The sequence below is a fragment of the Roseibaca sp. Y0-43 genome (assembly GCF_020667835.1).
Classification (GTDB): domain Bacteria; phylum Pseudomonadota; class Alphaproteobacteria; order Rhodobacterales; family Rhodobacteraceae; genus Roseinatronobacter.
Genome location: NZ_JAFMPR010000002.1, coordinates 353,510 through 374,519 on the forward strand (window position 1 = coordinate 353,510; position 21,010 = coordinate 374,519).

A 21,010-nucleotide genomic window follows, 5' to 3' on the forward strand; every position below is an offset into this window, starting at 1 on the left:
CATGACAGCCACGGCCCAGATCGCCGTGATCGGCGCGGGCGTTGTGGGCTTGGCCTGCGCGCTTCGGCTGCATCATACGGGGCATGAGGTGGTCATTGTAGCGCCGGAAGATGAAGAAACTGGCGCAAGCTACGGAAATGCCGGTGTAATCGCCGATTATGCCGTTATGCCCGTGGGCACGCCCGACGTACTGCGCGACCTGCCGCGCCTGCTGTTCGACCGGGACAGCCCCTTAGCCATACGCCATGCCGCGATGCTCACGCTTGCGCCGTGGCTGCTGCGCTTCGCCCGCGAATGCCTGCCCGGTCGCGCACGGGCCAATGCGCAGGCGATCGCGGCCCTTCTGGCCCCGTCGGCGCAGATGTGGCGCGATCTGGCGGCAGAGATCGGAGCGCGGGAGCAGCTCAAGGCGCATGGCTCGATCTACCTTTATGAAACACCGAAGCAGGCCGTCGACCTTGCGCCGCGTCGTTCTTTAGGTGTGACGGTCGAAGCGCTGAGCGGGGCCGAGTTGGGCCAGTTGGAACCCGCCCTGCGCGGCCATGCGGGCGGCGCGTTTTTCCCCAACACACAGACGGTGAACGACCCGGCCACGCTGTTGCGCGCCTTGCGGGCTGCGGTCGCGGAAGTGCCGCGCATCGCGGCGCGGGTCGAGCGGCTGGAACGCGGCGCGCAGGGCATCACCCTTTCCGGCCCCGGCCTGAGCCTGCGCGCCGGTCGCGTCGTGCTGGCGGCGGGCGCGTGGTCAAAGCAGCTGGCCGCGCTAGCGGGCGACCGCGTGCCGCTTGATACCGAGCGCGGCTATCATCTGGAATATGACCTGCCAAAGACCCCGCTCACCCGCCAAACCAGTCCCGTCGCGCGCGGGTGGTATTTCTGTCCCATGCAGGGCCGTTTGCGCGTAGCGGGCACGGTGGAACTGGGCGGGCTGACCGCCCCGCCCGCGCCGCATCGTTGGGCGGTCATGGAACGCGGCGCGCGGGCCATCCTTCCAGACTTGCCCGCCCCATCGCGCCGCTGGATGGGCTTTCGCCCTTCGATCCCCGACTCGCGCCCGGTGATCGGCCCGTCGCGGCAGGGGGCCGATGTGATCCACGCCTATGGCCACGGCCATCTGGGCCTGACGCTGGCCCCCGTCACGGCGCAACTGGTGCTGGACCTGATCGAGGGGCGCGCCCCGATGCTCGACCCCGCGCCCTACCGCGTGGATCGCTTCTGAAGCACAGCGCGGCCCAAGGTCGTGACCAGAAACAGCCCCGCCGCCACCATAACGATCGACGGGCCGGACGGCGTGTCTTGGGCCAGTGACAGTTGCAGCCCACCCCAGACCGCAAGTGCGCCACAGCCGATGGCCCCCAGCGCCATCGCCTCTGGCCCGCGGGCAAGGTTGCGGGCGGCGGCGGCGGGGATAATCAGCATCGCCGCGATCAGAAGCGCGCCGACGATTTTCAGCGAGACTGCCACGACAATCGCCAGCGCCACGGTCAGAACCAGTCGTTCGCGCGCGGGGTCTATCCCGGCGGCATGGGCCAGATCCTCGGACAGGGTGGCGGTCAGGAGCGCGCGCCAGCGCCAGATTAGCAGCGCCAGAACCGCCCCCGCCCCCAAGGCGATGATACCCAGATCGGCGCGCGACACCGCCAGAATATCGCCGAACAGATAGGACGTTAGGTCCACCCGCACGCCCGGCAGATAGGACACCGCCACCAAGCCGCAGGCCAGCGCCGAATGCGCCAGCACCCCCAGCGTGGTGTCCATGGCCCAGCCGCGCCCCGCAAGCGCGGCGACCGTCATCGCCATGGCGAGCGCCACGATCACGATGCCCAGATACAGGTTCAACGCGAAGCCAAGCGCGAGCGCCACGCCCAGAAGTGCTGCATGCGCGGTTGCATCGCCGAAATAGGCCATGCGCCGCCAGACGACGAAACAGCCCAAGGGGCCAGCCGCCAGTGCCACCATCAACCCCGCGAGCAGCGCGCGCAGAAGGAAATCATCCAGCATGGGCGTGTCCTTCGTGGTCATGGTCATGGTCATGGTCGTGTTCATGCTGATAAAGCGCAAAGGCCCCGCCCGTGCCATGCCCGAACAGCGCGCGATATTCCGGGGCATTGCGCACCACATGCGGCGCGCCAGAGCAGCAGATATGCCCGTTCAGGCAGATCACGCGGTCAGACGCGCTCATCACCACATGGAGATCGTGGCTGACCGACAGCACGGCGCAACCCAGGTCCCGGCGCACATCCTCGATCAGGCGGTAAAAGGCGGCGGTGCCGGGTTGGTCCAGCCCCGCCGTCGCCTCGTCCAGGATCAGGATGTCGGGACGCGACAGCAGCGCGCGCGCCAAAAGGACGCGCTGGAACTGCCCGCCAGAGAGCGTGGTCATATCCTGATGCAGCACATCCGGCAAGCCCACGCGCTCCAACGCTTGCGCCATGTCCTGCGCGCTCTGGCGCTCCGGCAGGGACAGGAAACGCGCGACCGGCATCGGCATGGTCGGGTCGATATGCAGCTTTTGCGGCACATAGCCGATGCGCAGCCCCGGCTTGCGGGTAATCCGCCCCTTGGACGGCTGGACCACGCCCAAAAGCGCGCGCAACAGCGTGCTTTTGCCAGAGCCGTTGGGGCCGACGATGGTCACGATCTCGCCCGCGTCAATGCTCAGGTCGACATGGTGCAGCACCTCGCGCCCGCCAAGGCGCACGGCCAGATGTTCGGCGGCGATCAGGCTCATGCAGCGGCCCCGGTGCAGGCGTGGCAACGGCCCACGGCTTCGATTGTGGCGCGGTCAATGGCGAATCCGGCCTGCCCGGCGGCATCGGTCAGGGCGGCCGTGACCTCTGCCGCGGGCGCTTCGGTAACACTGTCGCAGGCGGTGCAGATCAGAAAGGCCGCCGCGTGGTCATGCGCGGGGTGCGAACAGGCGGTAAAGGCGTTCAGCCGGCGGATGCGGTGGGCAAAGCCATGCTCGACCAGCCAGTTCAGCGCACGATAGGCCACGGGCGGCTGGGTGCCAAAGCCCTCGGCGGCCAGTTTTTCCAGCACGTCATAAGCCCCAAGCGCGCCATGGGCGGCGATCAGCATCTCGAGCGTGCGCAGGCGCACCGGGGTCAGCCGCAGGCCCAGACGGGCGGCGCGCGCCTGCGCTTGCGACAGAATGCTGGCGGCGTCTTGCGCGCCGCTGTGGTCCGGGCAGCAAAAGCTGGGCTGGGTCATCGGGTTGGGCCTTGACTGTTATGATATAACATTAGATAGAGACTGTAACTATGTAACACAAGGAACTCTCATGCGCTACTCTATCGCCTTGGCCGCCGCAATGCTTGGAACACCGCTTGCCGCGCAGGATATCCGGGTCGTGACCGATATTCCGGTCGCCCATTCGCTGGTGTCGATGGTGCTGGGCGATCTGGGCGCGGTCGATCTGATGCTGGACCGGGGCGCGAACGCGCATTCCTACCAACTGCGCCCCAGCCAGGCGCAAGCCATGGCAGAGGCCGATATCGTGGTCTGGATGGGCGAGACCATGACACCATGGATGGGCCGCGCGATCGTGGGGTTGAGCGGCGACGCCCACGCGGTTGCCTTGCTGGAGGTCGAGGGCGCGATGCTGCGCGAGTTTGGACAGGCCAAGGACGCGCAGGATGACCACAGCCATGACCACGCCGACGAGCACGCGCATGACCATAGCGGGCTTGACCCCCATGCGTGGCTTGACACCCGCAATGCCGCGATCTGGGTTGACTTGATCGCCGCCGAACTGGCCGACCACATGCCCGACCACGCCGCCGATTTCGCGGCCAATGCCGAAGCGGCCAAGGCCCGGATCACCGCACTGACGGCGGAACTGGAAACCATCCTTGCCCCCGCGCAGGACATGGCTTTCGTCACCTTCCATGACGCTTACGGCTATTTCGTCAACCAGTTCGACCTGACCCAGGCCGGGTCTATCGCCTTGGGCGATGCCGCCAGCCCCGGCGCGCAGCGTCTGGCAGAGCTGCGCGCGGAACTTGAAGCCGATGCTGCCGTCTGCATCTTTCCAGAGGCCGCGCATGACCCTGCGCTGGTCACGACCATGATCGAGGGGACGGGTGCGCGTATGGGCGACACGCTCGACCCGGCAGGCAGCCTGCTCGACCCCGGCGCGGACCTGTATCCCACGTTGATGCGCAATATGGCGCGATCCATCGCCGATTGCGCCCAAGGCTGAAGCGCGCGAAAGCCTATTCCACTGGACGCGCAGGCCCGCAAAGGTTAGGTCTTGGGCGAAAGCTCAAGACCTTCTTTTTTGCCCGAAAGGCAGACCCAATGGCCCCATTGACCCTGTATCTGGCAGCCCCGCGCGGCTTTTGCGCGGGCGTGGACCGCGCGATCAAGATCGTCGAGATGGCCTTGGAAAAATGGGGCGCGCCGGTCTATGTGCGCCACGAAATCGTGCATAACAAATTCGTGGTCGACAGCTTGCGCGGGAAAGGCGCGGTCTTTGTCGAGGAACTGGACGACTGCCCGGCTGACCGGCCAGTCATCTTCTCGGCCCATGGCGTGCCCAAATCCGTGCCAGCGGCGGCAGAGGCGCGGCAGATGCTTTATGTAGATGCCACCTGCCCGTTGGTCAGCAAGGTCCATATCGAGGCTGAGCGCCACCACGAAAACGGCTTGCAGATGGTCATGATCGGCCATGCGGGCCATCCCGAAACCGTGGGCACGATGGGGCAGTTGCCCGAAGGCGAGGTGCTGCTGGTCGAAACCGCCGAGGATGTGGCGGGCTTGCAGGTGCGCGACCCTGAAAAGCTTGCCTTCATCACCCAGACAACGCTGTCGGTGGATGACACCGCCGATGTGGTGGCGGCGCTGAAAGCGCGCTTCCCGGCCATTGTCGGCCCCCATAAGGAAGACATCTGCTACGCCACCACCAACCGGCAGGAAGCGGTCAAGGCCATCGCGCCCAAGATCGACGCTTTGCTGGTCATCGGCGCGCCGAATTCGTCGAATTCGCAACGGCTGGTCGAAGTGGGCCGCGCCAAGGGCTGCGCCTATGCGCAACTGGTGCAGCGCGCGACGGAAATCGACTGGCGCGCGCTGGACGGCGTGACGTCGGTCGGCATTACCGCTGGCGCATCGGCCCCGGAAGTGCTGATTAACGAGGTGATCGACGCCTTCCGCGCGCGCTATGACGTGACGGTGGAACTGGTGGAGACCGCGAAAGAGCGGGTGGAGTTCAAGGTGCCGCGGGTGCTGCGCGAAACCGCGTAAAGCGGCTTGGATCATCCGCCGCACGCACCCCCCGCCCCGGACTTGATCCGGGGCCTTGCGGTCGGCGCGGACTTCGCGGACCTCGCGGGCGGCGAGGCCCCGGATCAGGTCCGGGGCAGGCACCACCTTTGGCCCGTCAAAATTATTCCGTCGCCTCTTGCCCTGCCCGCGCCCGCGCGCCATCCTTGGCGGGAACGCGAAAGGACGCCTCATGCTCTCGACCCAATTCCTGCTGACCGCGCTGGTGGTCGTGCTCGCCCCCGGCACGGGCGTTGTCTACACGCTGGCCGTGGCCCTTGGCCAAGGCCGCCGCGCGGGGCTCTGGGCGGCCTTGGGCTGCACCTTCGGCATTCTGCCCGCGCTTTTGGCCGCCATGTTCGGGCTGGCCGCGCTGATGCACAGTTCCGCGCTGCTGTTCCAGATCGTGAAATTCGCGGGCGTGGGCTATCTGCTGTATCTTGCGTGGCAAATGCTGCGCGAGGGCGGCGCGCTGCGGGTGCAGGAAAACCCGGTGCCGATGTCCGGGCTGACCATCGCCAAGCGCGGGGCGTTGTTGAATATCCTGAACCCGAAACTGTCGATCTTCTTTGTTGCGCTTCTGCCGCCCTTCCTCAGCGGCAATCCCGCCACCGCCACGCAAGAACTGGCCCTGATGGGCGGCGTGTTCATGGCGCTGACCCTTGCCGTTTTCGCGGTCTATGCCGTGGCGGCAGCACAAGCGCGCGACTGGCTCTTGGGCAGCGCGCGGGTCATGGCTTGGGTCAACCGCGCTTTCGCGACCGTCTTTGCCGCGCTCGCCGCGCGCCTTGCGATGGAGCGCGCATGATCCCCCGCGCAGCCTTAGCGCTTGGTCTGGCTGGCCTTTTGCCGTTCTTCTACGGTCTGGCCACGATCCTGTCGCCCGCTTTGGCAGAGGCGACGATCCGCACCATCGGCCCGCGTTTTGCAGGGCAATACATGCTGATTGCCTATGGCACGGTCATCCTGTGCTTCATGTCGGGTGTGCTCTGGGGCTTTGCCGCCAAGGGCGCAGAGCGGTCATGGGTTGGCTACGCGCTATCGGTCGGCCCGGCACTTTGGGCGTTTTTCATGGTCGGCGGTGGCGCGCAGCAGGCGCTGGCGGCGCTGGTGACAGGTTTCATCGTGCTCTTGGTCATCGACCAGCAATTCAGCCTGTGGGGGCTGACCCCGCCTTGGTGGATGAAATTGCGGCTATTGCTGACCGCCGGTGTCGTGCTCTGCCTTGTCGCGGGCATCTGGCTGGGGTAGCCCTTGCGCGTATCCTTATTGAAAGGCGCGCGCCATGATCCTTTACAACATGCCGTCCAGCGGCAACAGCTACAAGGTGCGGCTGCTGCTGGCGCTGACCGGCCAGAAGGCCGATCTTGTGGACGTGGAATATGGCGACCCGGCGCTGGAACAGGCGAAGGCCACGGGCGCGCTACCCTTTGGCAAGGCCCCGGTTCTGGTGCTGGAAGATGGCACCCACCTGCCCGAATCGAACGCCATCCTGTGGCATCTGGCGCAGGGAACGGCGTTCATGCCGGACGCGCCGCTTGCCCAAGCCCAAGCCCTGTCGTGGATGTTCTGGGAGCAAAACCAGCACGAGGGCGTCATCGCCGTGCGCGCGGCCTTGCGGACCTACCCCCACCGCGCGGCGCAGGCCACGCCCGAGCGGCTGGCGCAACTGCTAGAGCAGGGCAATGCGCTGTTGCACATCATGGAAGACCATCTGGCAACGCGCAACTGGCTGGTGGGCGATGCGCCGAGCGTTGCGGATATATGCCTCTATGCCTACACTCATACCGCCGATACACGCGGCGGCTATGACCTGGCACCCTACCCCGCCTTACGCGCATGGCTGGACCGCGTGGCCGCCCTGCCCGGCTACGCCCCCTTGGGCGCATGACCCGGCTGGTCGCCTATACCGACGGCGCGTGCAGCGGCAATCCAGGCCCCGGCGGCTGGGGCGTGCTGATGCGCGCAGAGCGTGATGGCACGATCCTGAAGGAACGCGAATTGCAGGGCGGAGAGGCGCAGACCACCAATAACCGGATGGAGCTGATGGCCGCGATCACCGCATTGGAGACGCTGGAGCGCCCCTCCGCGATTACCATCGTGACCGACAGCGCCTATGTGAAAAACGGCATTAGCCAATGGATGCACGGCTGGAAGCGCAATGGCTGGCGCACCGCCGACAAGAAGCCTGTCAAGAACGTGGAACTGTGGCAGCGGCTGGACGCAGCGCAGGCGCGCCATGACGTGACATGGGAATGGGTCAAGGGCCATGCCGGCCACCCGGAAAACGAACGCGCCGATGAACTCGCGCGCGCAGGGATGGCCCCGTTCAAACCGGGCAAGCCATGAGCTTTCTGCAAGCGCTCGACCTGGCGGCGGTGTTCGTCTTTGGGCTGACCGGGGCATTGGCGGCCAGCCGCGCACAATTGGACATCGTGGGTTTCATCTTTCTGGCCTGCCTGACAGCGGTCGGTGGCGGCACGGTCCGCGACGTGGTCATGGGGCGCGAGACGGTGTTCTGGGTGGCCGAACCCTTGATGATCGTGTCGGCCACTTTGGCCGCCTTTCTGGTGTTTTTCACGGCACACCTGCTCGAATCGCGGCTGCGCGCGCTGGAATGGTTGGATGCCGTGGCGCTAGGGGTGGCCGTGCCCGCGGGCGTGGGCCTCGCGCTGAGCATGGGCGCGCCATGGATCGTGGTCGCGATCATGGGGGTCGCGACCGGCACCTTTGGCGGGCTGATGCGGGACGTGGTCTGCAACGAGGTGCCGCTGATCCTGAAGAAGGGCGAGCTTTACGCCACGGCGGCGCTGGCGGGCGCGCTGGTGGCCTTGGGAGCGGTGGCCTTGGGGCTTCCGAATGGCGCGGCGCTTGTCGCCTGCGGCGCGGCCACCTTCTGCCTGCGCGCGGGGTCGATGCTGTTCGGCTGGAACCTGCCCGTCTACAGAAGCCGCCCCCCGCGCAGTTAGACCGCAGGCAGCAAGGCTACCGCGACGCGGCGTTGTTCCGACAGCAACACGTTATAGGTGCGGCAGGCGGCGGGGCTGTCCATGATCTCTGCCCCGATGCCCGCATCCTCCAGCGCCATGCGCAAGTCCTTGGGCAAATGCGCGATCTGCGGGCCCGTTCCCACCAGCAGCACATCCACCCGGCCGGCCAGCGCCAGAAGCGTGTCGGCATCGCCCAGCCCGCCCCATGACAGCGCTTGGCCTGCCATGATTAGCACCGGCGCCGGGTGCGCTTGGCCGTCCAGCCGGTAGAAATCGGGGCCATACCCCTCGATCGGTTTCGCATTGCCGAACTCGATCTCGGATAGTTGCATGGCCTAGCCCTCTTTCACCCCGAATTGCGTGCCTGCCGTGTCGCCCGACACTTTCGACCAGTCACGTTTCACGCCAAAGCGATACAGCACCACCGACGCCACGAAGACCGACGAGTAGGTGCCAACGATCACGCCCCAGATCATCGCAAAGACGAAGCCCCGGATCACGTCGCCCCCCAGCACGAAGAGCGCGATCAACGCGATCAGCGTGGTGACAGAGGTCATCATCGTGCGCGACAGCGTGTCGTTGATGGACATGTTCAGCACTTCGCGCAGCGGGCGCTTCTTGAACTTGATGAGGTTCTCGCGCACGCGGTCGAACACGACCACGGTGTCGTTCAGCGAATAGCCCACGATGGTCAGAAGGGCCGCGATAATGGCCAGGTCGAAGCGGATTTGCAGCGCCGCGAACAGCCCGATCGTCAGCACCACGTCATGCACAAGGGCGGCCACCGCGCCCACGGAAAACTGCCATTCGAACCGCAGCCAGACATAGAACAGCACCGCACCAAGCGCCAACAGAACAGAGATGACCGCCGATTGCACCAATTCGCCCGACACTTTCGGCCCGACGGAATCGACCGAGGCAAAGGTCAGCGACGGGTCAACTTCTTGCAGGGCCGCGCGGATCGCGGCGAGTTGCTCAGGTGTCTTGGCTTCCTGGCCCTCCTGCGCCTCGATCCGGATCATGGCGACATTCTGCTCTGGCCCGAAGGTCGGGTCGAACACTTCGGTAATCGCGACATCGCCGAAGCCCAAGGGTTCGACCGCGCCGCGATAGGCGCCGATGTCCACGGGCTGCACGGCCTCGGTCCGGATGGTTGTGCCACCCTTGAAGTCGATCCCGAAATTCAGGCCCATAGCAAAGAAGGCAACGATGGACAGCACCATCGCCAGCACCGACGCGCCGAAGGTGTAGCGCCAGAAGCGGAAAAAATCGAGATTGGTCTCTTGCGGGACAAGTTTCAGGCGCATGGGCTTTCCTTATATCGCAAGGGTTTTGGGGCGGCGGCGCTCGTAATACATCACCATCATCACGCGCGTGACCAGAAGGGCCGTGAAGACCGAGGTGATGATCCCCAGCCCCAGCGTGACGGCAAAGCCGCGCACCGGGCCAGAGCCCATGGCAAACAGGATCAGCGCGGTCAGGAAGGTGGTGATATTCGCGTCCAGAATGGCCGAAAGCGCCTTTTCATAGCCCAGCTCTATGGCGCGGGCCGGACCTTTGGCGGTTTTCAACTCTTCGCGGATACGCTCGAAAATCAGGACGGTCGCATCCACCGCCATCCCGATAGTCAGCACGATCCCCGCGATGCCCGGCAGTGTCAGCGTGGCCCCGATAAGCGACAGCAGCGCGAAGATCATCGCCACGTTCAGCAACAGCGCGATATTGGCGATCACGCCGAAAATGCCGTAACTCGCGACCATGAAGATCAGCACGGCGGCCATTGCGACGATGGCGGCAATCTTGCCCGCGTCGATACTGTCTTGGCCCAGTTCCGGGCCGACGGTGCGTTCTTCGAGGAATTCCATCTCGGCAGGCAGCGCGCCAGAGCGCAACAACACGGCAAGCTGGGTCGATTCCTCGACCGTGAAGCGCCCGGTGATGATGCCTGAGCCGCCCGGAATATGGCTTTGGATGGTGGGGGCCGAGACGACCTCGCCATCCAGAACGATCGCGAAGGGGCTGCCGATATTTTCCGCCGTATACAGCCCGAACGCCCGCCCGCCCTGCGCGTTGAAGCGGAAATTCACGGCGGGGCGGTTGTTCTGGTCCATGCCGGGGCTGGCATCGACCAGCTGGTCGCCGGTCACAACCGGGGTCTGTTCGACCTCGTAGAAGGTGCCCGGCTGGTCAAGCGAAGGGTAGATCGCGTTGCGCGGCGCGGGCACTTGGTCGGGGTCGGATGTAATGCCCACGACGGGGTGAAAGGTCAGCCGCGCGGTGGTCCCGATCAGCGCTTTCAGTTCCTCGGCAGAGCCGATGCCGGGCACCTGGATCAGGATGCGGTCCTCGCCCTGGCGCTGGATCGTCGGCTCGCGCGTGCCCGCCTCGTCCACGCGGCGGCGGATGATTTCCAGCGAGGTGCGCATGGTGCGCTCATCGGTCGCCAAACGTTCGGCTTCGGACAGGGTGACGACGATTTCCTCGCCCTCGACCCGCACGTCCAGATCATTGGCCGCACCAAAGCCGGTCAGGCTTTGCGTAGGCTGCGCCAGTTCGCGCACGAAGCCCGCCGCCGTGTTCACGGCTTCGGGCGTGCCGATGCGCACGCGCAATTCGCCCGCATCCTCGGACGGCATCCGCCGCACCGCGCCCACCGTGTCACGCTCTTCGCGCAAACGGTCGCGCACGGCGGGCCACAGCCCGTCGATGCGGTCGGCATAGACATCGGAGACCTGCACCTCTGCCAGCAGATGCGCGCCGCCGCGCAGGTCCAGACCCAGATTGACCAAGAAAGACGGCAGGAACGAAGGCCAAGCCGCCATATCCTCTTCCGAGAAGCTGTCGCCGCGTTCTTGCGCGGTCACGGCATCGTTATGCCGTTCCACCTGCGCATAGAACAGGTTCGGCACCGCGATCAGAAGCGCCAGCGCACAGGTGCCCCAGATGAGGATGCGTTTCCACATCGGAATATGCAGCATGTGTCAGGCTCCGTCTCGGTTCATGCGTATCAAATGGCTGTGGCCAGCGGGCGCAAGGGGGCCAAGCTTATTCCTTGGCCGCAGGTTCGGTTTTCGAGATCACACTTGCGATAGTTTGCTTGATGACGCGCACGCGCACGCCTTCGGCAATCTCGACCTCGATCTCGCCATCTTCCTTGACCTTGGAAATCTTGCCGACGACCCCGCCCTGGGTGACGACCTGATCGCCCCGGCGCAGGTTGGCGACCATGTTCTGATGTTCTTTCAGCTTCTTCTGCTGCGGACGGATCAGCAGGAAATACATGATGACGAAGATCAGAACGAAGGGGATGATCGAGATCAGACCACCGGCGGCACCGGCATCTTGCGCATAAGCGGGGGTGACGAACATGAAAGCTCCTGTTGGTTTTGGCCCGGATGGGCAGGCATGAAGAACCGGCCCCTTGGCGGGGCCGAATTTGCGCGCACCCTAATATCCGCCGCACCCCTTGGCAAGGCGAACCGGGCGCGTCTACCAGCGCCCGGATAGCGCACCCACAAGCAAAGTGCCGCGCCTGCGAAATTCGGACGGGGCCAGCGCGCCCGCGTCGATGCGGGCGGGATCTTGGGCCGCGCGGGTCAGGACGGCGGCGGCCTGAAACCCGGCCAGAAGCGCGGGGGCGCAGGCTTTGGGAACCGTGCCGCGCGCGGCCCGCGCGTCTGCCAGCGCTTGAAGCCCCGCCTGCGCCATTTCGGCCCCGCTTGTGCCCTGCGGATAGGGCGCGCGGCCCGTCGCAGCAAGTGCGGGCACCGCTTGCAGCCATTGCGCGACCCCCATCGCGCGGCCCATGGCGCGGCAGGCGGCCTTGGCCCCGTCGGGCGCGCCCAGCACACGCGCGGCCAGCCACATCAGGTTGCCCGCGCTGTGGTCGATATGGTCAAGCCACGCCTGCGCGCTCGCAAAGGGCGCGCGGTCTATATGCCAATGGCGCGCGGCGATCATCTGCTGGCCAAGCTCCACGGGCAGCGCGTGTTCGGCCCAGAGGGCAGCCAAGGGTTCGGCCACCTCGTGCGCGCGCGGGGGCTTGGCCGCGGCGACATCGTCCAGAACATCGGTCCAGAATTGCAACCGCATCTGCGCGATCAGGGGTTCCTGCGTCAGGTAAGGCGCGCGGGCGATTTCAAGGTTGAACGCGTAAAGCACCCAAAGCTTCGACCGCGCATCGGGCGGCGCAAGCAGGCCTGCCGCATGGCGGTCTGGGTCGGACGCCGCAACCTTGTCTTCAAGCGTTTCGCTCATTCCGGCGCGACGACGATCAGCGCATAGGCGATTTCCGACGGTGCCGCGCGCCAGCGGGCGATTTCGGCCTCTGCCGCGTCCAGCGCATCGGCCAAGGGGCCGGTGGCACCCGGCCGCAGGCTGGCGATGCGGCGTTCCATCGGCAGGTAATAATTTTCCCATGCCGCGCCGATTTGCAGGTTTTCACCCAGCACGCGGTAGCCTGCATCCGCGATCCGCGCGCGAATGCCCGCCATATCGGTGATTTGCGGATATTCCGCCCAGAAGGCACGCGCCGCGTCTGACGGGCGCGCCAAGAGGCAGGGTTCGGAAAAGGCCACGCGCCCGCCCTCTGCCAGCGCCCCACGCCATGCACGCAAGCCTTCGGTCACGCCCAGAAAATACAGCGCGCCCGCGCACCAGATCAGGTCATAGGGGCCATCCAGCCTGGCCATATCGCCTTGCCGGATCTGCACACGCTCGCCAAAAGGGGCCACACGCTTTTGTGCGGCAGCCACGAATTGCGCGATCTTGTCCACGCCCGTGATCTGCGCTTGCGGGCGCTCTTTGGCCAATGTCAGCGTATCGGCCCCCGACCCACAGCCCGCATCGCAGATGCGCGCCTGCGCGGGCGTGCCCGCCACCGACAGCGCCCAGCCCAGATCGGCCGCAGCCCCCGGCCCTTCGCGGGCAAGGTCGCTGTAAAGCGTGAGGAAGGCTTCGTCTTGGGTCAGTTCGGACATTGTTGCACCCCATCGCGCAAGAGTTTCCATGTGACGGCGTCCAGAAGCGCCTCGAAGCTGGCATCGACGATATTGGGCGACACGCCCACGGTCGACCAGCGCCGCCCTTGCCCGTCCTCTGAATCGATGATGACGCGGGTCACGGCCTCTGTGCCGCCTTGGGTGATGCGGACCTTGAAATCCACCAGCTTCATGTCGTCGATCGCGCCCTGATAGGGGCCGAGATCCTTAGCTAGCGCCTTGGCAAGCGCGTTGACCGGGCCGCGATCATGGCCCTCGGCATCCATCGACTCGGACACGGACAGTTTCTTTTCATCCCCGATCTTCAGCACCACCACCGCTTCGGACAAGGACACCATCTGGTCATACTTGTTCTTGCGCCGCTCGACCGTCACGCGGTAGCGCTTGACCTCGAAAAACTGCGGCACCTGCCCCAAGGCGCGCCGCGCGAGCAGCTCGAAACTGGCCTGTGCGCTGTCATAAGCATAGCCTGCATCCTCGCGCGCCTTGATGTCTTCCAGAATGGCCGGCAAACGCGGATCGTCGCGCGCGACGCTCACGCCCATATCGGCAAGCACCATGCGCAGGTTCGACTGCCCCGCCTGGTTCGACATGGGAACGATACGGGCATTGCCGACCTGCGCGGGGTCGATATGTTCATAGGTGGCCGGGTCTTTGGCGATGGCGCTGGCGTGCAGCCCCGCCTTGTGGGCAAAGGCCGAGGCGCCGACATAGGGCAGGCTGCGCAGCGGCACGCGGTTCAGGATGTCGTCAAGCTTGCGCGAGATGCGGAGCAGACCGCGCACCGCGTCCGGGCTGACGCCCGTGTCGAAGCGCTCCGCATAGGCGGGCTTCAACACCAGCGTGGGGATCAGCGTGGTCAGCGAGGCGTTGCCGCACCGCTCGCCCAAGCCGTTCAACGTGCCTTGTATCTGGCGCGCGCCGGCCTCTACCGCCGCGAGCGAGCAAGCGACGGCTTGGCCAGTGTCGTCATGGCAATGAATGCCCAGACGGTCGCCGGGGATGCCGCTGGCGATGACGGCTTGCGTGATGGTGTGGATTTCAGAGGGCAGCGTCCCGCCATTCGTGTCGCACAGCACGATCCAGCGCGCGCCCGCGTCATGGGCGGCGTGGAGGGATTCCAGCGCGTAGTCAGGGTTCGCCTTGTAGCCGTCGAAGAAATGTTCGGCGTCGAAATGCGCCTCGCGGCCAAGGGCCACGCAATGGGTGATCGATGCGCGGATATTGTCAAGGTTTTCGTCCAGCGTGATGCCAAGCGCATGGGTGACATGGTAGTCATGCGTCTTGCCGACAAGGCAGACAGAAGGCGTGTCCGCGTTCAGGACGGCGGCCAGCACATCGTCATTTTCCGCCGAGCGGCCTGCGCGCTTGGTCATGCCGAAGGCGGTGAGCGTGGCTTTGGTCTGCGGTGGGCTTGCGAAGAACTCGCTGTCGGTGGGGTTCGCCCCCGGCCAGCCGCCTTCGATATAATCGACCCCAAGGTGGTCGAGCATGGCGGCGATCTGGTGCTTCTCGGCGGTCGAGAATTGCACGCCCTGCGTTTGCTGCCCGTCGCGCAAGGTGGTGTCGTAGAGGTAGAGGCGCTCGCGGGTCATGCGCACCCCGCGCCCCGGGCCTGACCCGGGGCCTCTGGGGTGGTGTCCCGATCAGCCGCGAGGCCCCGGGTCAAGCCCGGGGCGGGTATAGCGTTATTGTCGAACGGTGAACGGTTGACCCCAAAGCCCGTTTCGCTTGCGAAACGGGCAGCGCCCGTCCCGCCCCCCCGCGGGGCGGGCGCTTCGCTTCCCCCCCGCGCGGGCCGGGCGCTGCCCTGTGTTGCACGCAATGCAGGCTTCGGTGTCATTCGAAGCCCTCCAGTTTGGACGGGTCGAAATCGGGGCCGGGGACAAGCTCGACCCCCGCTTTCGACATACGGACTTCGACACCAGCATTAATGAGGGATTGCTTGAGAAGATCGACCTGCGAAAAGTCTTTAATCTGCATTGCCTTCTCGCGCTCTTCAGAAACTAGGTCAACCAAGCTAGAAAAATCGAAACTCGGTACTTTCCAGTTTTCCACGCCATCTTCGAGCAAGCCCAAAAGGCGCGCTGTGGCCAAAAAGTTCTCTTTCGTAATGGTACCTTCCGGATTGTTCTTCCCAAGCTCAATCGCTCTAGCAACTGATCGCAACCGTTGGATTGCGTCAGGTGTGTTCAAATCGTCAAAAATAGGCGCTGCTTCTATAGCTAGGGTTGTACCCGGTTTGACACCTTCAACGAGGGATCGCCACTTCTGCAACGTCCGTTGTGCCTGTCTGGCCTTCTCTTCCGTCCAATCCATCGGCTTGCGGTAATGCGTGGACAGCATGACAAACCGGATCACCTCGCCCGGCCAGCCCTGTTCCAACAAATCCCGCACGGTAAAGAAATTGCCCAGGCTTTTGGACATCTTCTTGCCCTCGACCTGCACCATTTCATTGTGCAGCCAGAAATTCGCGAAGCCCGCATCGGGGTGGGCGCAGCAAGACTGGGCGATCTCGTTTTCGTGGTGGGGGAATTGCAGGTCTATCCCGCCGCCGTGGATGTCAAACTCGTGTGGTCGCTCACGGGCGCTTACGCTGAGGTTCCCCTCAGAAAGCGGTCTCTTCCAAAGAAGTTCATCCGCCATGGCCGAGCATTCGATATGCCAGCCCGGACGCCCGCGCCCCCAAGGGCTGTCCCAGCCCGGTTCATCCGCCGCCGAGGGCTTCCACAACACGAAATCCATCGGGTCGCGCTTGTAGGGGGCCACTTCGACCCGCGCGCCCGCGATCATGTCATCGACCGAGCGGCCCGACAGGCGGCCATACTCGGGATATGACCGCACATCGAACAGCACATGCCCTTCGGCGGCATAGGCATGGCCCTTGGCGATCAGCCCTTCGATCATCGCCACCATCTGGACGATGAACTCGGTCGCGCGCGGCTCCACATTGGGGCGCAGCGCGCCAAGCGCGTCCATATCGGCATGATACCAGCCGATGGTTTCATCCGTCAGCGTGCGGATGATGGCGTTCAGGTCGCCCCCGTCCTGCGCCTGAATATCCCGCGCCCGCGCGTTGATCTTGTCATCCACATCGGTGAAATTGCGCACATAGGTGACGTGATCCGCGCCATAGACATGGCGCAACAGCCGATAGAGCACATCAAACACCACCACGGGCCGTGCATTGCCCAGATGCGCGCGATCATAGACCGTGGGGCCACAGACATACATCCGCACATTCTTGGGGTCGATGGGCGCGAAAGGGTCTTTCCGGCGGGTGCGGGTGTTGTGCAGCGTGATCTGGGTCATCTGGGTCTCTCGGGCGGTCCACTCGGGCGCGATGCCGTGGCGGGAGGGATCAGATACCAAAAACCACCCGCCAAAGCCGTCAGCGGCACATGCAGCAGCAAAGGGTAATGGTCAAGCGGGTCATGGCCCGGACCCTAACGCCGCCGCCCTACCCTGCCAAGACGAAAACGGCCCGCGCCTGGGAGGAGCGCGGGCCAAAGATCACGGGTGGGCTTTGCGGGGAGGCGCGCGCCGCCCGTGATATTCCTAATTCTCGGTCTGCTTGCCACGAACAAGCGATTGCGCGACATAGACGAGGATCGCGAAACCGACCGCGCCCGCGCCGAAAATGCCCAAGAGCAGCAGCGCATCAATCGGCCCGCCCATATGCTGCAACCCCGAGCGGGTCACGGCCAGAACGAACCACACCGCCGCGATGCCACCGATGGGCATGGACAGCTGTGCCAGCAGGAACTTGCGCATCGACATCTCGCGGTCGCGGATCAGCACGTAGATATAAGCCACGGTAATGACCACGGCCACCGCGACCATCGCCCAAAACAGGCCTTTGCCGAAAATTTCTTCGAACACGGCAAGGATCGTGCCCAGCGTCATTTCTTCCATTGGTGAAACTCCTTTCGCGAGCTTAGGCGCGCCCGCGCAACATGGCGTTGTAAGTGGCTTTCAGCGCGACTTCCTTCATCAGCCACGACACCCACAGCTCTTCCAGCGGCGCGATGACGCCGGGGAAGGACGGGACAAGGTGATTGTGATAGTCGAACTCGATCAGCATGGCGCGGCCGATGCGGGTGATCAGCGGGCAAGAGGTGTAGCCGTCGAAGGTCTTGGTGCCTTCGCGGCCCGCGATCTCGCTGACAAGGTGATCTTCGACCACCGGCTGGTGCCATTTCACACTGGCCGCCGTCTTGCCCTTGGGCACGCCGTTGATGTCGCCGATACCGAACACATTGGCATAGCGCAGGTGGCGCAGGGTTTGCTGATCGACTTCGATCCAGCCCTGATCGGTCCATTTATCGGCCCAGGACAGGCCAGAGTCGCGCACGACCTGCGGGGCACGCTGCGGCGGGATGACGTTGATGAAATCGAACGCGGTCGTCACATCGCCCTCGGGCGTGGCGTAGGTCGCGGTTTTCGCGCCTGCATCGACGGCCTTGAGCACATGGCTCCAACGATACTCCACCCCGCGATCGTCGAACAACTGGCGCACGCGGTGGTCCACGACGGGCACACCGAACAGGTTGTCGGCCTGGCTGTTGTAGATCAGCTCGACCTTGTCGCGGTTGCCCTTGCGGGTGGCGATGTCCTCGGCCAGGAAGGTGATCTTCAGCGGCGCGCCCGCGCATTTCATCTCTGTCGCGGGGCGACCGAAAAGGCCGACGCCGCCTTCGGTGGTGAATTTGTCGAGCGCGGCCCAAGTCTTTGCGGCATATTCCGGCCCGGCATAATGCGCGGTAATCCCGGTTTCCGGCCCGACCATGTCCAGGTCGAACCCGTCGATCGCATCCCAATCCAGCACAAGCCCGGTCGAGACGATCAGGTAATCATACTCCACCCGCTCGCCGCCCAAGGTGGTGATGCGGTTGGCCTCTGGGTCGATTTCAGCGGCGTAATCGGCAATGAAATTGATGCCCTTGGGCAGCCAGTCGGTCGTCCGGCTGACAGAATAGTTCGCGCCTTGCAGACCCGCCGCGATCAGCGTGAAGCCCGGCTGGTACCAATGTTCCGCGCGCCCGTCGATGACGGTGATCTGCGCGCCGTCCAGACGACCGGCCAAACGGTTGGCAATGGCCGCCCCGCCCGCACCCGCGCCAAGGATCACGATCCGGGCAGAGGTCTTGACGGTCTGTGCCTTGACAGACGCGCCAGTGGTGGCAAGGGCCGCGCCACCGGCGGCAAGGCTCATGAAGCCACGGCGGCTTAGCTGGCCCAGTTCGAATTTGTTCATAGCGTCCCCACAAGGTCGGTATACATCTGGATACTTGAACACATCACTACATCTGAATTTGTGCGCATTCAAGCGGGCAAACATGAATCATCCCTGCGACATAATGCCATGACGCCCCATGCCGTGACTTGACTTCGATCAAGGTTCGCGACCGGCCATGTCGATTATTGTGTTTCTCAGGGACATTTTCGGAACGACGGGCGGATTTGGCCCGGAAGGAGTAAGTATGCGTCTGACCACACGAACCAATCTTGCGCTTCGCACATTGATGGTCTGCGCCGTCAACACTGACCGGCTGGTGCGCAAGCAGGATGTGGCGCAGGCGATCAACGCCTCTGAGAACCACCTGGCGCAGGTCATAAACAAGCTTGCGCAGGACGGGTTTATCACCACGCAACGCGGCCGCCACGGGGGGTTTGGCCTTGCGAAAGCGGCCAGTTCCATCGGGATCGGCGAAGTGTTTCGCGCGTTCGAGGCAGAGTTGCCGCTGATCGAATGCTTCTCGGACAAGAACACCTGCCCGCTGAAAGATCATTGCCGGATGGGCAGCTATCTGAAACGCGCGGTGGACAATTTCTACAGCGCGCTGGACGACCTGTACCTGTCCGACCTTGTCGAGTGCAATTCGGGCCTGGAGCATATCCTGCAACTGGAAGGGCCGCATCTGCCGCAGCAATGCCAGCCCGGCTCTCGCACGTTCAAAGCGCCGGAAGCCGCCTGATCCACACCCTCACGCAGCCGTGATACGCGGCTGCGAAACTTTCCTGAACACGGTCTCGTTTCCTGCATGTCTACTGACAAAAGGGAAAGAGACTGATGAAACACACGCTTCTTCTGACGGGCCTTCTGAGTGCAACCGCCGCCCCCTTGGCCGCGCAAACGGCAATCGGGCTGAGCGGCGATCGCACGCTGACGATGATCGACCTAGGCGCGGGCGCCGTCACCGGGATGCAAGAGGTGATGGTCGAAGGCCGCTTGCTGGGCATCGACTATCGCCCCAATACCAACACGCTGATCGGCGTGACCGAGGCGTTCGAGGTCGTCAACATTGATGCCATGACCGGCATGGTGACGCCGCTTGTGACCATGGACACGCCCCTGCCCATTGCCGATGGTGCGCCCGTGATCGTCGACATCAACCCCGCCGCCGATGCGCTGCGCTTCATGTCCGGGACCACCAACCACCGCGTGAACCTGAGCACCGGGGCCGTCATGGTCGATGGCAGCCTGCATTGGGACGGCATGGATGGCGCGCCGATGGTGGGGGCGACGGCCTACAGCAACTCTTTCGGGCGGCCCGAGGCCACGGCGATGTATAACATCGACACGAATGCCCATGCCCTGCTGCGCCAGACCGCGCCGAATGACGGCACGAACGTGATGATTGGCGAGCTGGGCGCGATGCTGGAGGGGCCGGTCGCTTTCGACATCGCCACAGATGCGATGGGCACCAACACCGCGTGGCTGTCGGCCAATGGCGCGATCCATACCGTTTCGTTGGACAGCGGCATGGTCACGCAAAGCTGGGAGATTGACGGTCTGGACGTGGCGCTCCGCGACATGACTGTCATGGCACCGGGCATGTAACACGCTGCCCAGACAGCCAGCGCGCGCCGGGACTGTTCACTCCGGCGCGCGTTCTTTGCTTGAACCAAGGGGGTTTGGTGGCTAGGCCTGATGTGACCCTAGCCAGATATGCCGCCCGTGCCCGACCTGCCCACGATCCGCCTGTTCGACCTGAACCTCGTCTCGGCCCCCATGCCCGATGCGATTGCGGCCCTGCTGGCGCGTCCGAGCGCGCGTGTGGCTTTTGTGAATGCGCATTGCGTGAATGTCGCCGCGCGGGACCGCGCTTATCGTCAAGCACTTGAAACGGCTGATCTTTTATTCCCCGATGGCGCGGGGCTGGAACTGGCGGCCAAGCTGCATGGCGCACGCTTTGTCGCCAATCTGAACGGCACCGATCTTGGCCCGGAACTGGCGCGCGCGCTGTCCTCGCGCGGGCTGTCGCTATTCCTTCTGGGGGCTGCGCCGGGCGTGGCAGAGCGTGCCTCGGCCAAGTTGCAAGCCTTGGCACCCGGTCTACGCATTGCCGGCACGCGCGACGGGTTCGCGGGGCTGCACGACCCGCAAGCCGCGATTGCCGCGATCAATGCCAGCGGGGCCGATATGGTCTGGATGGCCACGGGCGTGCCGCATCAAGACCTGTGGCTGGCGCAGCACGCCGCAGCGCTCGATGCGCGCTATGTCATGGGCGTGGGCGCGCTGTTCGATTTCCTGTCGGGCCGCGTGTCGCGCGCGCCGCTGTGGCTGCGCCGCGCGCGGCTGGAATGGCTGTGGCGGCTGGCGCTGGAACCGCGCCGCATGTTCGCGCGCTACATCCTGGGAAATGCCAGCTTTCTGGTGCGCGCGCTGCGTCATCGGCTGCGCCACGGCCGCTCACGCGATCGTTAGGCGAAGATACCCCACAAGTTCCGCATTCTTGCCGCAATCCTTGG

General features: G+C 64.7%; 24 protein-coding genes. 11 read left to right on the forward strand and 13 right to left on the reverse strand.

What is annotated here, in order from left to right; genetic code table 11:
- The first annotated feature begins 1 nt into the window (after position 1).
- The gene (locus tag J1C52_RS03990; protein ID WP_227426628.1) at positions 2 to 1,219 is read left to right on the forward strand and encodes an NAD(P)/FAD-dependent oxidoreductase; all 1,218 of its coding nucleotides are present in this window, start codon (positions 2 to 4) and stop codon (positions 1,217 to 1,219) included.
- Here J1C52_RS03990 and J1C52_RS03995 read toward each other — a convergent pair.
- From J1C52_RS03995 to J1C52_RS04005, 3 genes are read right to left on the reverse strand one after another with little or no spacing between them, the layout of a single operon-like run.
- Positions 1,198 to 2,001, reverse strand: coding sequence for a metal ABC transporter permease (locus J1C52_RS03995; protein WP_227426670.1), 804 nt, complete (start codon positions 1,999 to 2,001; stop codon positions 1,198 to 1,200). The two genes, J1C52_RS03990 and J1C52_RS03995, sit on opposite strands and share 22 nt — an antisense overlap.
- A complete protein-coding gene (locus J1C52_RS04000; protein WP_227426629.1) occupies positions 1,991 to 2,731 on the reverse strand; it encodes a metal ABC transporter ATP-binding protein in 741 nt (246 codons plus the stop codon). Before J1C52_RS04000 ends, J1C52_RS03995 begins: the two co-directional genes overlap by 11 nt.
- A complete protein-coding gene (locus J1C52_RS04005) occupies positions 2,728 to 3,213 on the reverse strand; it encodes a Fur family transcriptional regulator (protein ID WP_227426630.1) in 486 nt (161 codons plus the stop codon). Before J1C52_RS04005 ends, J1C52_RS04000 begins: the two co-directional genes overlap by 4 nt.
- 70 nt (positions 3,214 to 3,283) lie before the next feature.
- Between J1C52_RS04005 and J1C52_RS04010 the strand changes: the two genes are divergently transcribed.
- From J1C52_RS04010 to J1C52_RS04040, 7 genes are all read left to right on the forward strand, one after another.
- The gene (locus tag J1C52_RS04010; protein WP_227426631.1) at positions 3,284 to 4,204 is read left to right on the forward strand and encodes a zinc ABC transporter substrate-binding protein; all 921 of its coding nucleotides are present in this window, start codon (positions 3,284 to 3,286) and stop codon (positions 4,202 to 4,204) included.
- Between the two features lie 98 nt (positions 4,205 to 4,302).
- The gene (gene ispH / locus J1C52_RS04015) at positions 4,303 to 5,247 is read left to right on the forward strand and encodes a 4-hydroxy-3-methylbut-2-enyl diphosphate reductase (RefSeq protein WP_227426632.1); all 945 of its coding nucleotides are present in this window, start codon (positions 4,303 to 4,305) and stop codon (positions 5,245 to 5,247) included.
- 211 nt (positions 5,248 to 5,458) lie between these two features.
- Positions 5,459 to 6,073, forward strand: coding sequence for a LysE family translocator (locus J1C52_RS04020; RefSeq protein WP_227426633.1), 615 nt, complete (start codon positions 5,459 to 5,461; stop codon positions 6,071 to 6,073).
- Positions 6,070 to 6,516: a DUF3429 domain-containing protein gene (locus J1C52_RS04025; protein WP_227426634.1), complete on the forward strand. Its 447-nt coding sequence runs from the start codon at positions 6,070 to 6,072 to the stop codon at positions 6,514 to 6,516. The genes J1C52_RS04020 and J1C52_RS04025 overlap by 4 nt, the downstream gene beginning before the upstream one ends.
- Positions 6,517 to 6,550: 34 nt before the next feature.
- Positions 6,551 to 7,156, forward strand: coding sequence for a glutathione S-transferase family protein (locus J1C52_RS04030; RefSeq protein ID WP_227426635.1), 606 nt, complete (start codon positions 6,551 to 6,553; stop codon positions 7,154 to 7,156).
- On the forward strand, positions 7,153 to 7,614 hold the full coding sequence (gene rnhA, locus J1C52_RS04035) for a ribonuclease HI (RefSeq protein ID WP_227426636.1): 462 nt from the start codon (positions 7,153 to 7,155) through the stop codon (positions 7,612 to 7,614). The genes J1C52_RS04030 and rnhA overlap by 4 nt, the downstream gene beginning before the upstream one ends.
- Positions 7,611 to 8,234, forward strand: a complete 624-nt coding sequence (locus tag J1C52_RS04040; protein ID WP_227426637.1) for a trimeric intracellular cation channel family protein — start codon at positions 7,611 to 7,613, stop codon at positions 8,232 to 8,234. Before rnhA ends, J1C52_RS04040 begins: the two co-directional genes overlap by 4 nt.
- Here the strand turns inward: J1C52_RS04040 and J1C52_RS04045 are convergent.
- The 10 genes from J1C52_RS04045 to J1C52_RS04090 form a co-directional block, all read right to left on the reverse strand.
- A complete protein-coding gene (locus tag J1C52_RS04045; protein WP_227426638.1) occupies positions 8,231 to 8,587 on the reverse strand; it encodes an Mth938-like domain-containing protein in 357 nt (118 codons plus the stop codon). The two genes, J1C52_RS04040 and J1C52_RS04045, sit on opposite strands and share 4 nt — an antisense overlap.
- 3 nt (positions 8,588 to 8,590) lie before the next feature.
- Positions 8,591 to 9,562 carry a protein translocase subunit SecF gene (secF, locus tag J1C52_RS04050; RefSeq protein ID WP_227426639.1) on the reverse strand — a complete coding sequence of 324 codons (972 nt, stop codon included), beginning with the start codon at positions 9,560 to 9,562 and terminating at the stop codon, positions 8,591 to 8,593.
- A 9-nt stretch (positions 9,563 to 9,571) separates the two neighbouring features.
- Entirely contained in the window at positions 9,572 to 11,233 is a 1,662-nt protein-coding gene (gene secD, locus J1C52_RS04055) for a protein translocase subunit SecD (protein WP_227426640.1), read from the reverse strand.
- Positions 11,234 to 11,300: 67 nt separating this feature from the next.
- Positions 11,301 to 11,624, reverse strand: coding sequence for a preprotein translocase subunit YajC (yajC, locus tag J1C52_RS04060; protein ID WP_227426641.1), 324 nt, complete (start codon positions 11,622 to 11,624; stop codon positions 11,301 to 11,303).
- A 120-nt stretch (positions 11,625 to 11,744) separates the two neighbouring features.
- A complete protein-coding gene (locus J1C52_RS04065; RefSeq protein ID WP_227426642.1) occupies positions 11,745 to 12,512 on the reverse strand; it encodes a squalene/phytoene synthase family protein in 768 nt (255 codons plus the stop codon).
- A complete protein-coding gene (locus tag J1C52_RS04070; protein WP_227426643.1) occupies positions 12,509 to 13,234 on the reverse strand; it encodes a class I SAM-dependent methyltransferase in 726 nt (241 codons plus the stop codon). The genes J1C52_RS04065 and J1C52_RS04070 overlap by 4 nt, the downstream gene beginning before the upstream one ends.
- Positions 13,222 to 14,850, reverse strand: a complete 1,629-nt coding sequence (gene cimA / locus J1C52_RS04075; RefSeq protein WP_227426644.1) for a citramalate synthase — start codon at positions 14,848 to 14,850, stop codon at positions 13,222 to 13,224. Before cimA ends, J1C52_RS04070 begins: the two co-directional genes overlap by 13 nt.
- A 244-nt stretch (positions 14,851 to 15,094) precedes the next feature.
- On the reverse strand, positions 15,095 to 16,567 hold the full coding sequence (gene cysS, locus J1C52_RS04080; protein WP_227426645.1) for a cysteine--tRNA ligase: 1,473 nt from the start codon (positions 16,565 to 16,567) through the stop codon (positions 15,095 to 15,097).
- Between the two features lie 246 nt (positions 16,568 to 16,813).
- The gene (locus tag J1C52_RS04085) at positions 16,814 to 17,170 is read right to left on the reverse strand and encodes a DUF5368 domain-containing protein (protein ID WP_227426646.1); all 357 of its coding nucleotides are present in this window, start codon (positions 17,168 to 17,170) and stop codon (positions 16,814 to 16,816) included.
- 22 nt (positions 17,171 to 17,192) lie between these two features.
- Complete coding sequence (locus J1C52_RS04090) at positions 17,193 to 18,512, reverse strand: NAD(P)/FAD-dependent oxidoreductase (protein WP_227426647.1); 1,320 nt, start codon at positions 18,510 to 18,512, stop codon at positions 17,193 to 17,195.
- 226 nt (positions 18,513 to 18,738) lie between these two features.
- Here J1C52_RS04090 and J1C52_RS04095 point away from each other — a divergent pair, with 226 nt between their 5' ends.
- From J1C52_RS04095 to J1C52_RS04105, 3 genes are all read left to right on the forward strand, one after another.
- A complete protein-coding gene (locus tag J1C52_RS04095) occupies positions 18,739 to 19,233 on the forward strand; it encodes an RrF2 family transcriptional regulator (RefSeq protein ID WP_227426648.1) in 495 nt (164 codons plus the stop codon).
- Positions 19,234 to 19,328: 95 nt separating this feature from the next.
- On the forward strand, positions 19,329 to 20,099 hold the full coding sequence (locus tag J1C52_RS04100) for a DUF4394 domain-containing protein (RefSeq protein WP_227426649.1): 771 nt from the start codon (positions 19,329 to 19,331) through the stop codon (positions 20,097 to 20,099).
- Positions 20,100 to 20,216: 117 nt separating this feature from the next.
- A complete protein-coding gene (locus tag J1C52_RS04105; protein ID WP_227426650.1) occupies positions 20,217 to 20,966 on the forward strand; it encodes a WecB/TagA/CpsF family glycosyltransferase in 750 nt (249 codons plus the stop codon).
- Positions 20,967 to 21,010 lie beyond the last annotated feature (44 nt).

What these genes read in the sequence shown, in the direction of transcription:
- rnhA (WP_227426636.1), top strand. Translation starts at nt 7,153, where the DNA reads ATGACCCGGCTGGTCGCCTATACCGACGGCGCGTGCAGCGGCAATCCA.
- J1C52_RS04095 (WP_227426648.1), top strand. Translation starts at nt 18,739, where the DNA reads ATGCGTCTGACCACACGAACCAATCTTGCGCTTCGCACATTGATGGTC.
- J1C52_RS04030 (WP_227426635.1), top strand. Translation starts at nt 6,551, where the DNA reads ATGATCCTTTACAACATGCCGTCCAGCGGCAACAGCTACAAGGTGCGG.
- secF (WP_227426639.1), bottom strand. Translation starts at nt 9,562, where the DNA reads ATGCGCCTGAAACTTGTCCCGCAAGAGACCAATCTCGATTTTTTCCGC.
- J1C52_RS04020 (WP_227426633.1), top strand. Translation starts at nt 5,459, where the DNA reads ATGCTCTCGACCCAATTCCTGCTGACCGCGCTGGTGGTCGTGCTCGCC.
- cysS (WP_227426645.1), bottom strand. Translation starts at nt 16,567, where the DNA reads ATGACCCAGATCACGCTGCACAACACCCGCACCCGCCGGAAAGACCCT.
- J1C52_RS04005 (WP_227426630.1), bottom strand. Translation starts at nt 3,213, where the DNA reads ATGACCCAGCCCAGCTTTTGCTGCCCGGACCACAGCGGCGCGCAAGAC.
- J1C52_RS04045 (WP_227426638.1), bottom strand. Translation starts at nt 8,587, where the DNA reads ATGCAACTATCCGAGATCGAGTTCGGCAATGCGAAACCGATCGAGGGG.
- J1C52_RS04000 (WP_227426629.1), bottom strand. Translation starts at nt 2,731, where the DNA reads ATGAGCCTGATCGCCGCCGAACATCTGGCCGTGCGCCTTGGCGGGCGC.
- J1C52_RS04065 (WP_227426642.1), bottom strand. Translation starts at nt 12,512, where the DNA reads ATGAGCGAAACGCTTGAAGACAAGGTTGCGGCGTCCGACCCAGACCGC.
- secD (WP_227426640.1), bottom strand. Translation starts at nt 11,233, where the DNA reads ATGCTGCATATTCCGATGTGGAAACGCATCCTCATCTGGGGCACCTGT.
- J1C52_RS04090 (WP_227426647.1), bottom strand. Translation starts at nt 18,512, where the DNA reads ATGAACAAATTCGAACTGGGCCAGCTAAGCCGCCGTGGCTTCATGAGC.
- J1C52_RS04010 (WP_227426631.1), top strand. Translation starts at nt 3,284, where the DNA reads ATGCGCTACTCTATCGCCTTGGCCGCCGCAATGCTTGGAACACCGCTT.
- J1C52_RS04040 (WP_227426637.1), top strand. Translation starts at nt 7,611, where the DNA reads ATGAGCTTTCTGCAAGCGCTCGACCTGGCGGCGGTGTTCGTCTTTGGG.
- J1C52_RS03995 (WP_227426670.1), bottom strand. Translation starts at nt 2,001, where the DNA reads ATGCTGGATGATTTCCTTCTGCGCGCGCTGCTCGCGGGGTTGATGGTG.
- J1C52_RS04100 (WP_227426649.1), top strand. Translation starts at nt 19,329, where the DNA reads ATGAAACACACGCTTCTTCTGACGGGCCTTCTGAGTGCAACCGCCGCC.
- cimA (WP_227426644.1), bottom strand. Translation starts at nt 14,850, where the DNA reads ATGACCCGCGAGCGCCTCTACCTCTACGACACCACCTTGCGCGACGGG.
- yajC (WP_227426641.1), bottom strand. Translation starts at nt 11,624, where the DNA reads ATGTTCGTCACCCCCGCTTATGCGCAAGATGCCGGTGCCGCCGGTGGT.
- J1C52_RS03990 (WP_227426628.1), top strand. Translation starts at nt 2, where the DNA reads ATGACAGCCACGGCCCAGATCGCCGTGATCGGCGCGGGCGTTGTGGGC.
- J1C52_RS04085 (WP_227426646.1), bottom strand. Translation starts at nt 17,170, where the DNA reads ATGGAAGAAATGACGCTGGGCACGATCCTTGCCGTGTTCGAAGAAATT.
- ispH (WP_227426632.1), top strand. Translation starts at nt 4,303, where the DNA reads ATGGCCCCATTGACCCTGTATCTGGCAGCCCCGCGCGGCTTTTGCGCG.
- J1C52_RS04025 (WP_227426634.1), top strand. Translation starts at nt 6,070, where the DNA reads ATGATCCCCCGCGCAGCCTTAGCGCTTGGTCTGGCTGGCCTTTTGCCG.
- J1C52_RS04070 (WP_227426643.1), bottom strand. Translation starts at nt 13,234, where the DNA reads ATGTCCGAACTGACCCAAGACGAAGCCTTCCTCACGCTTTACAGCGAC.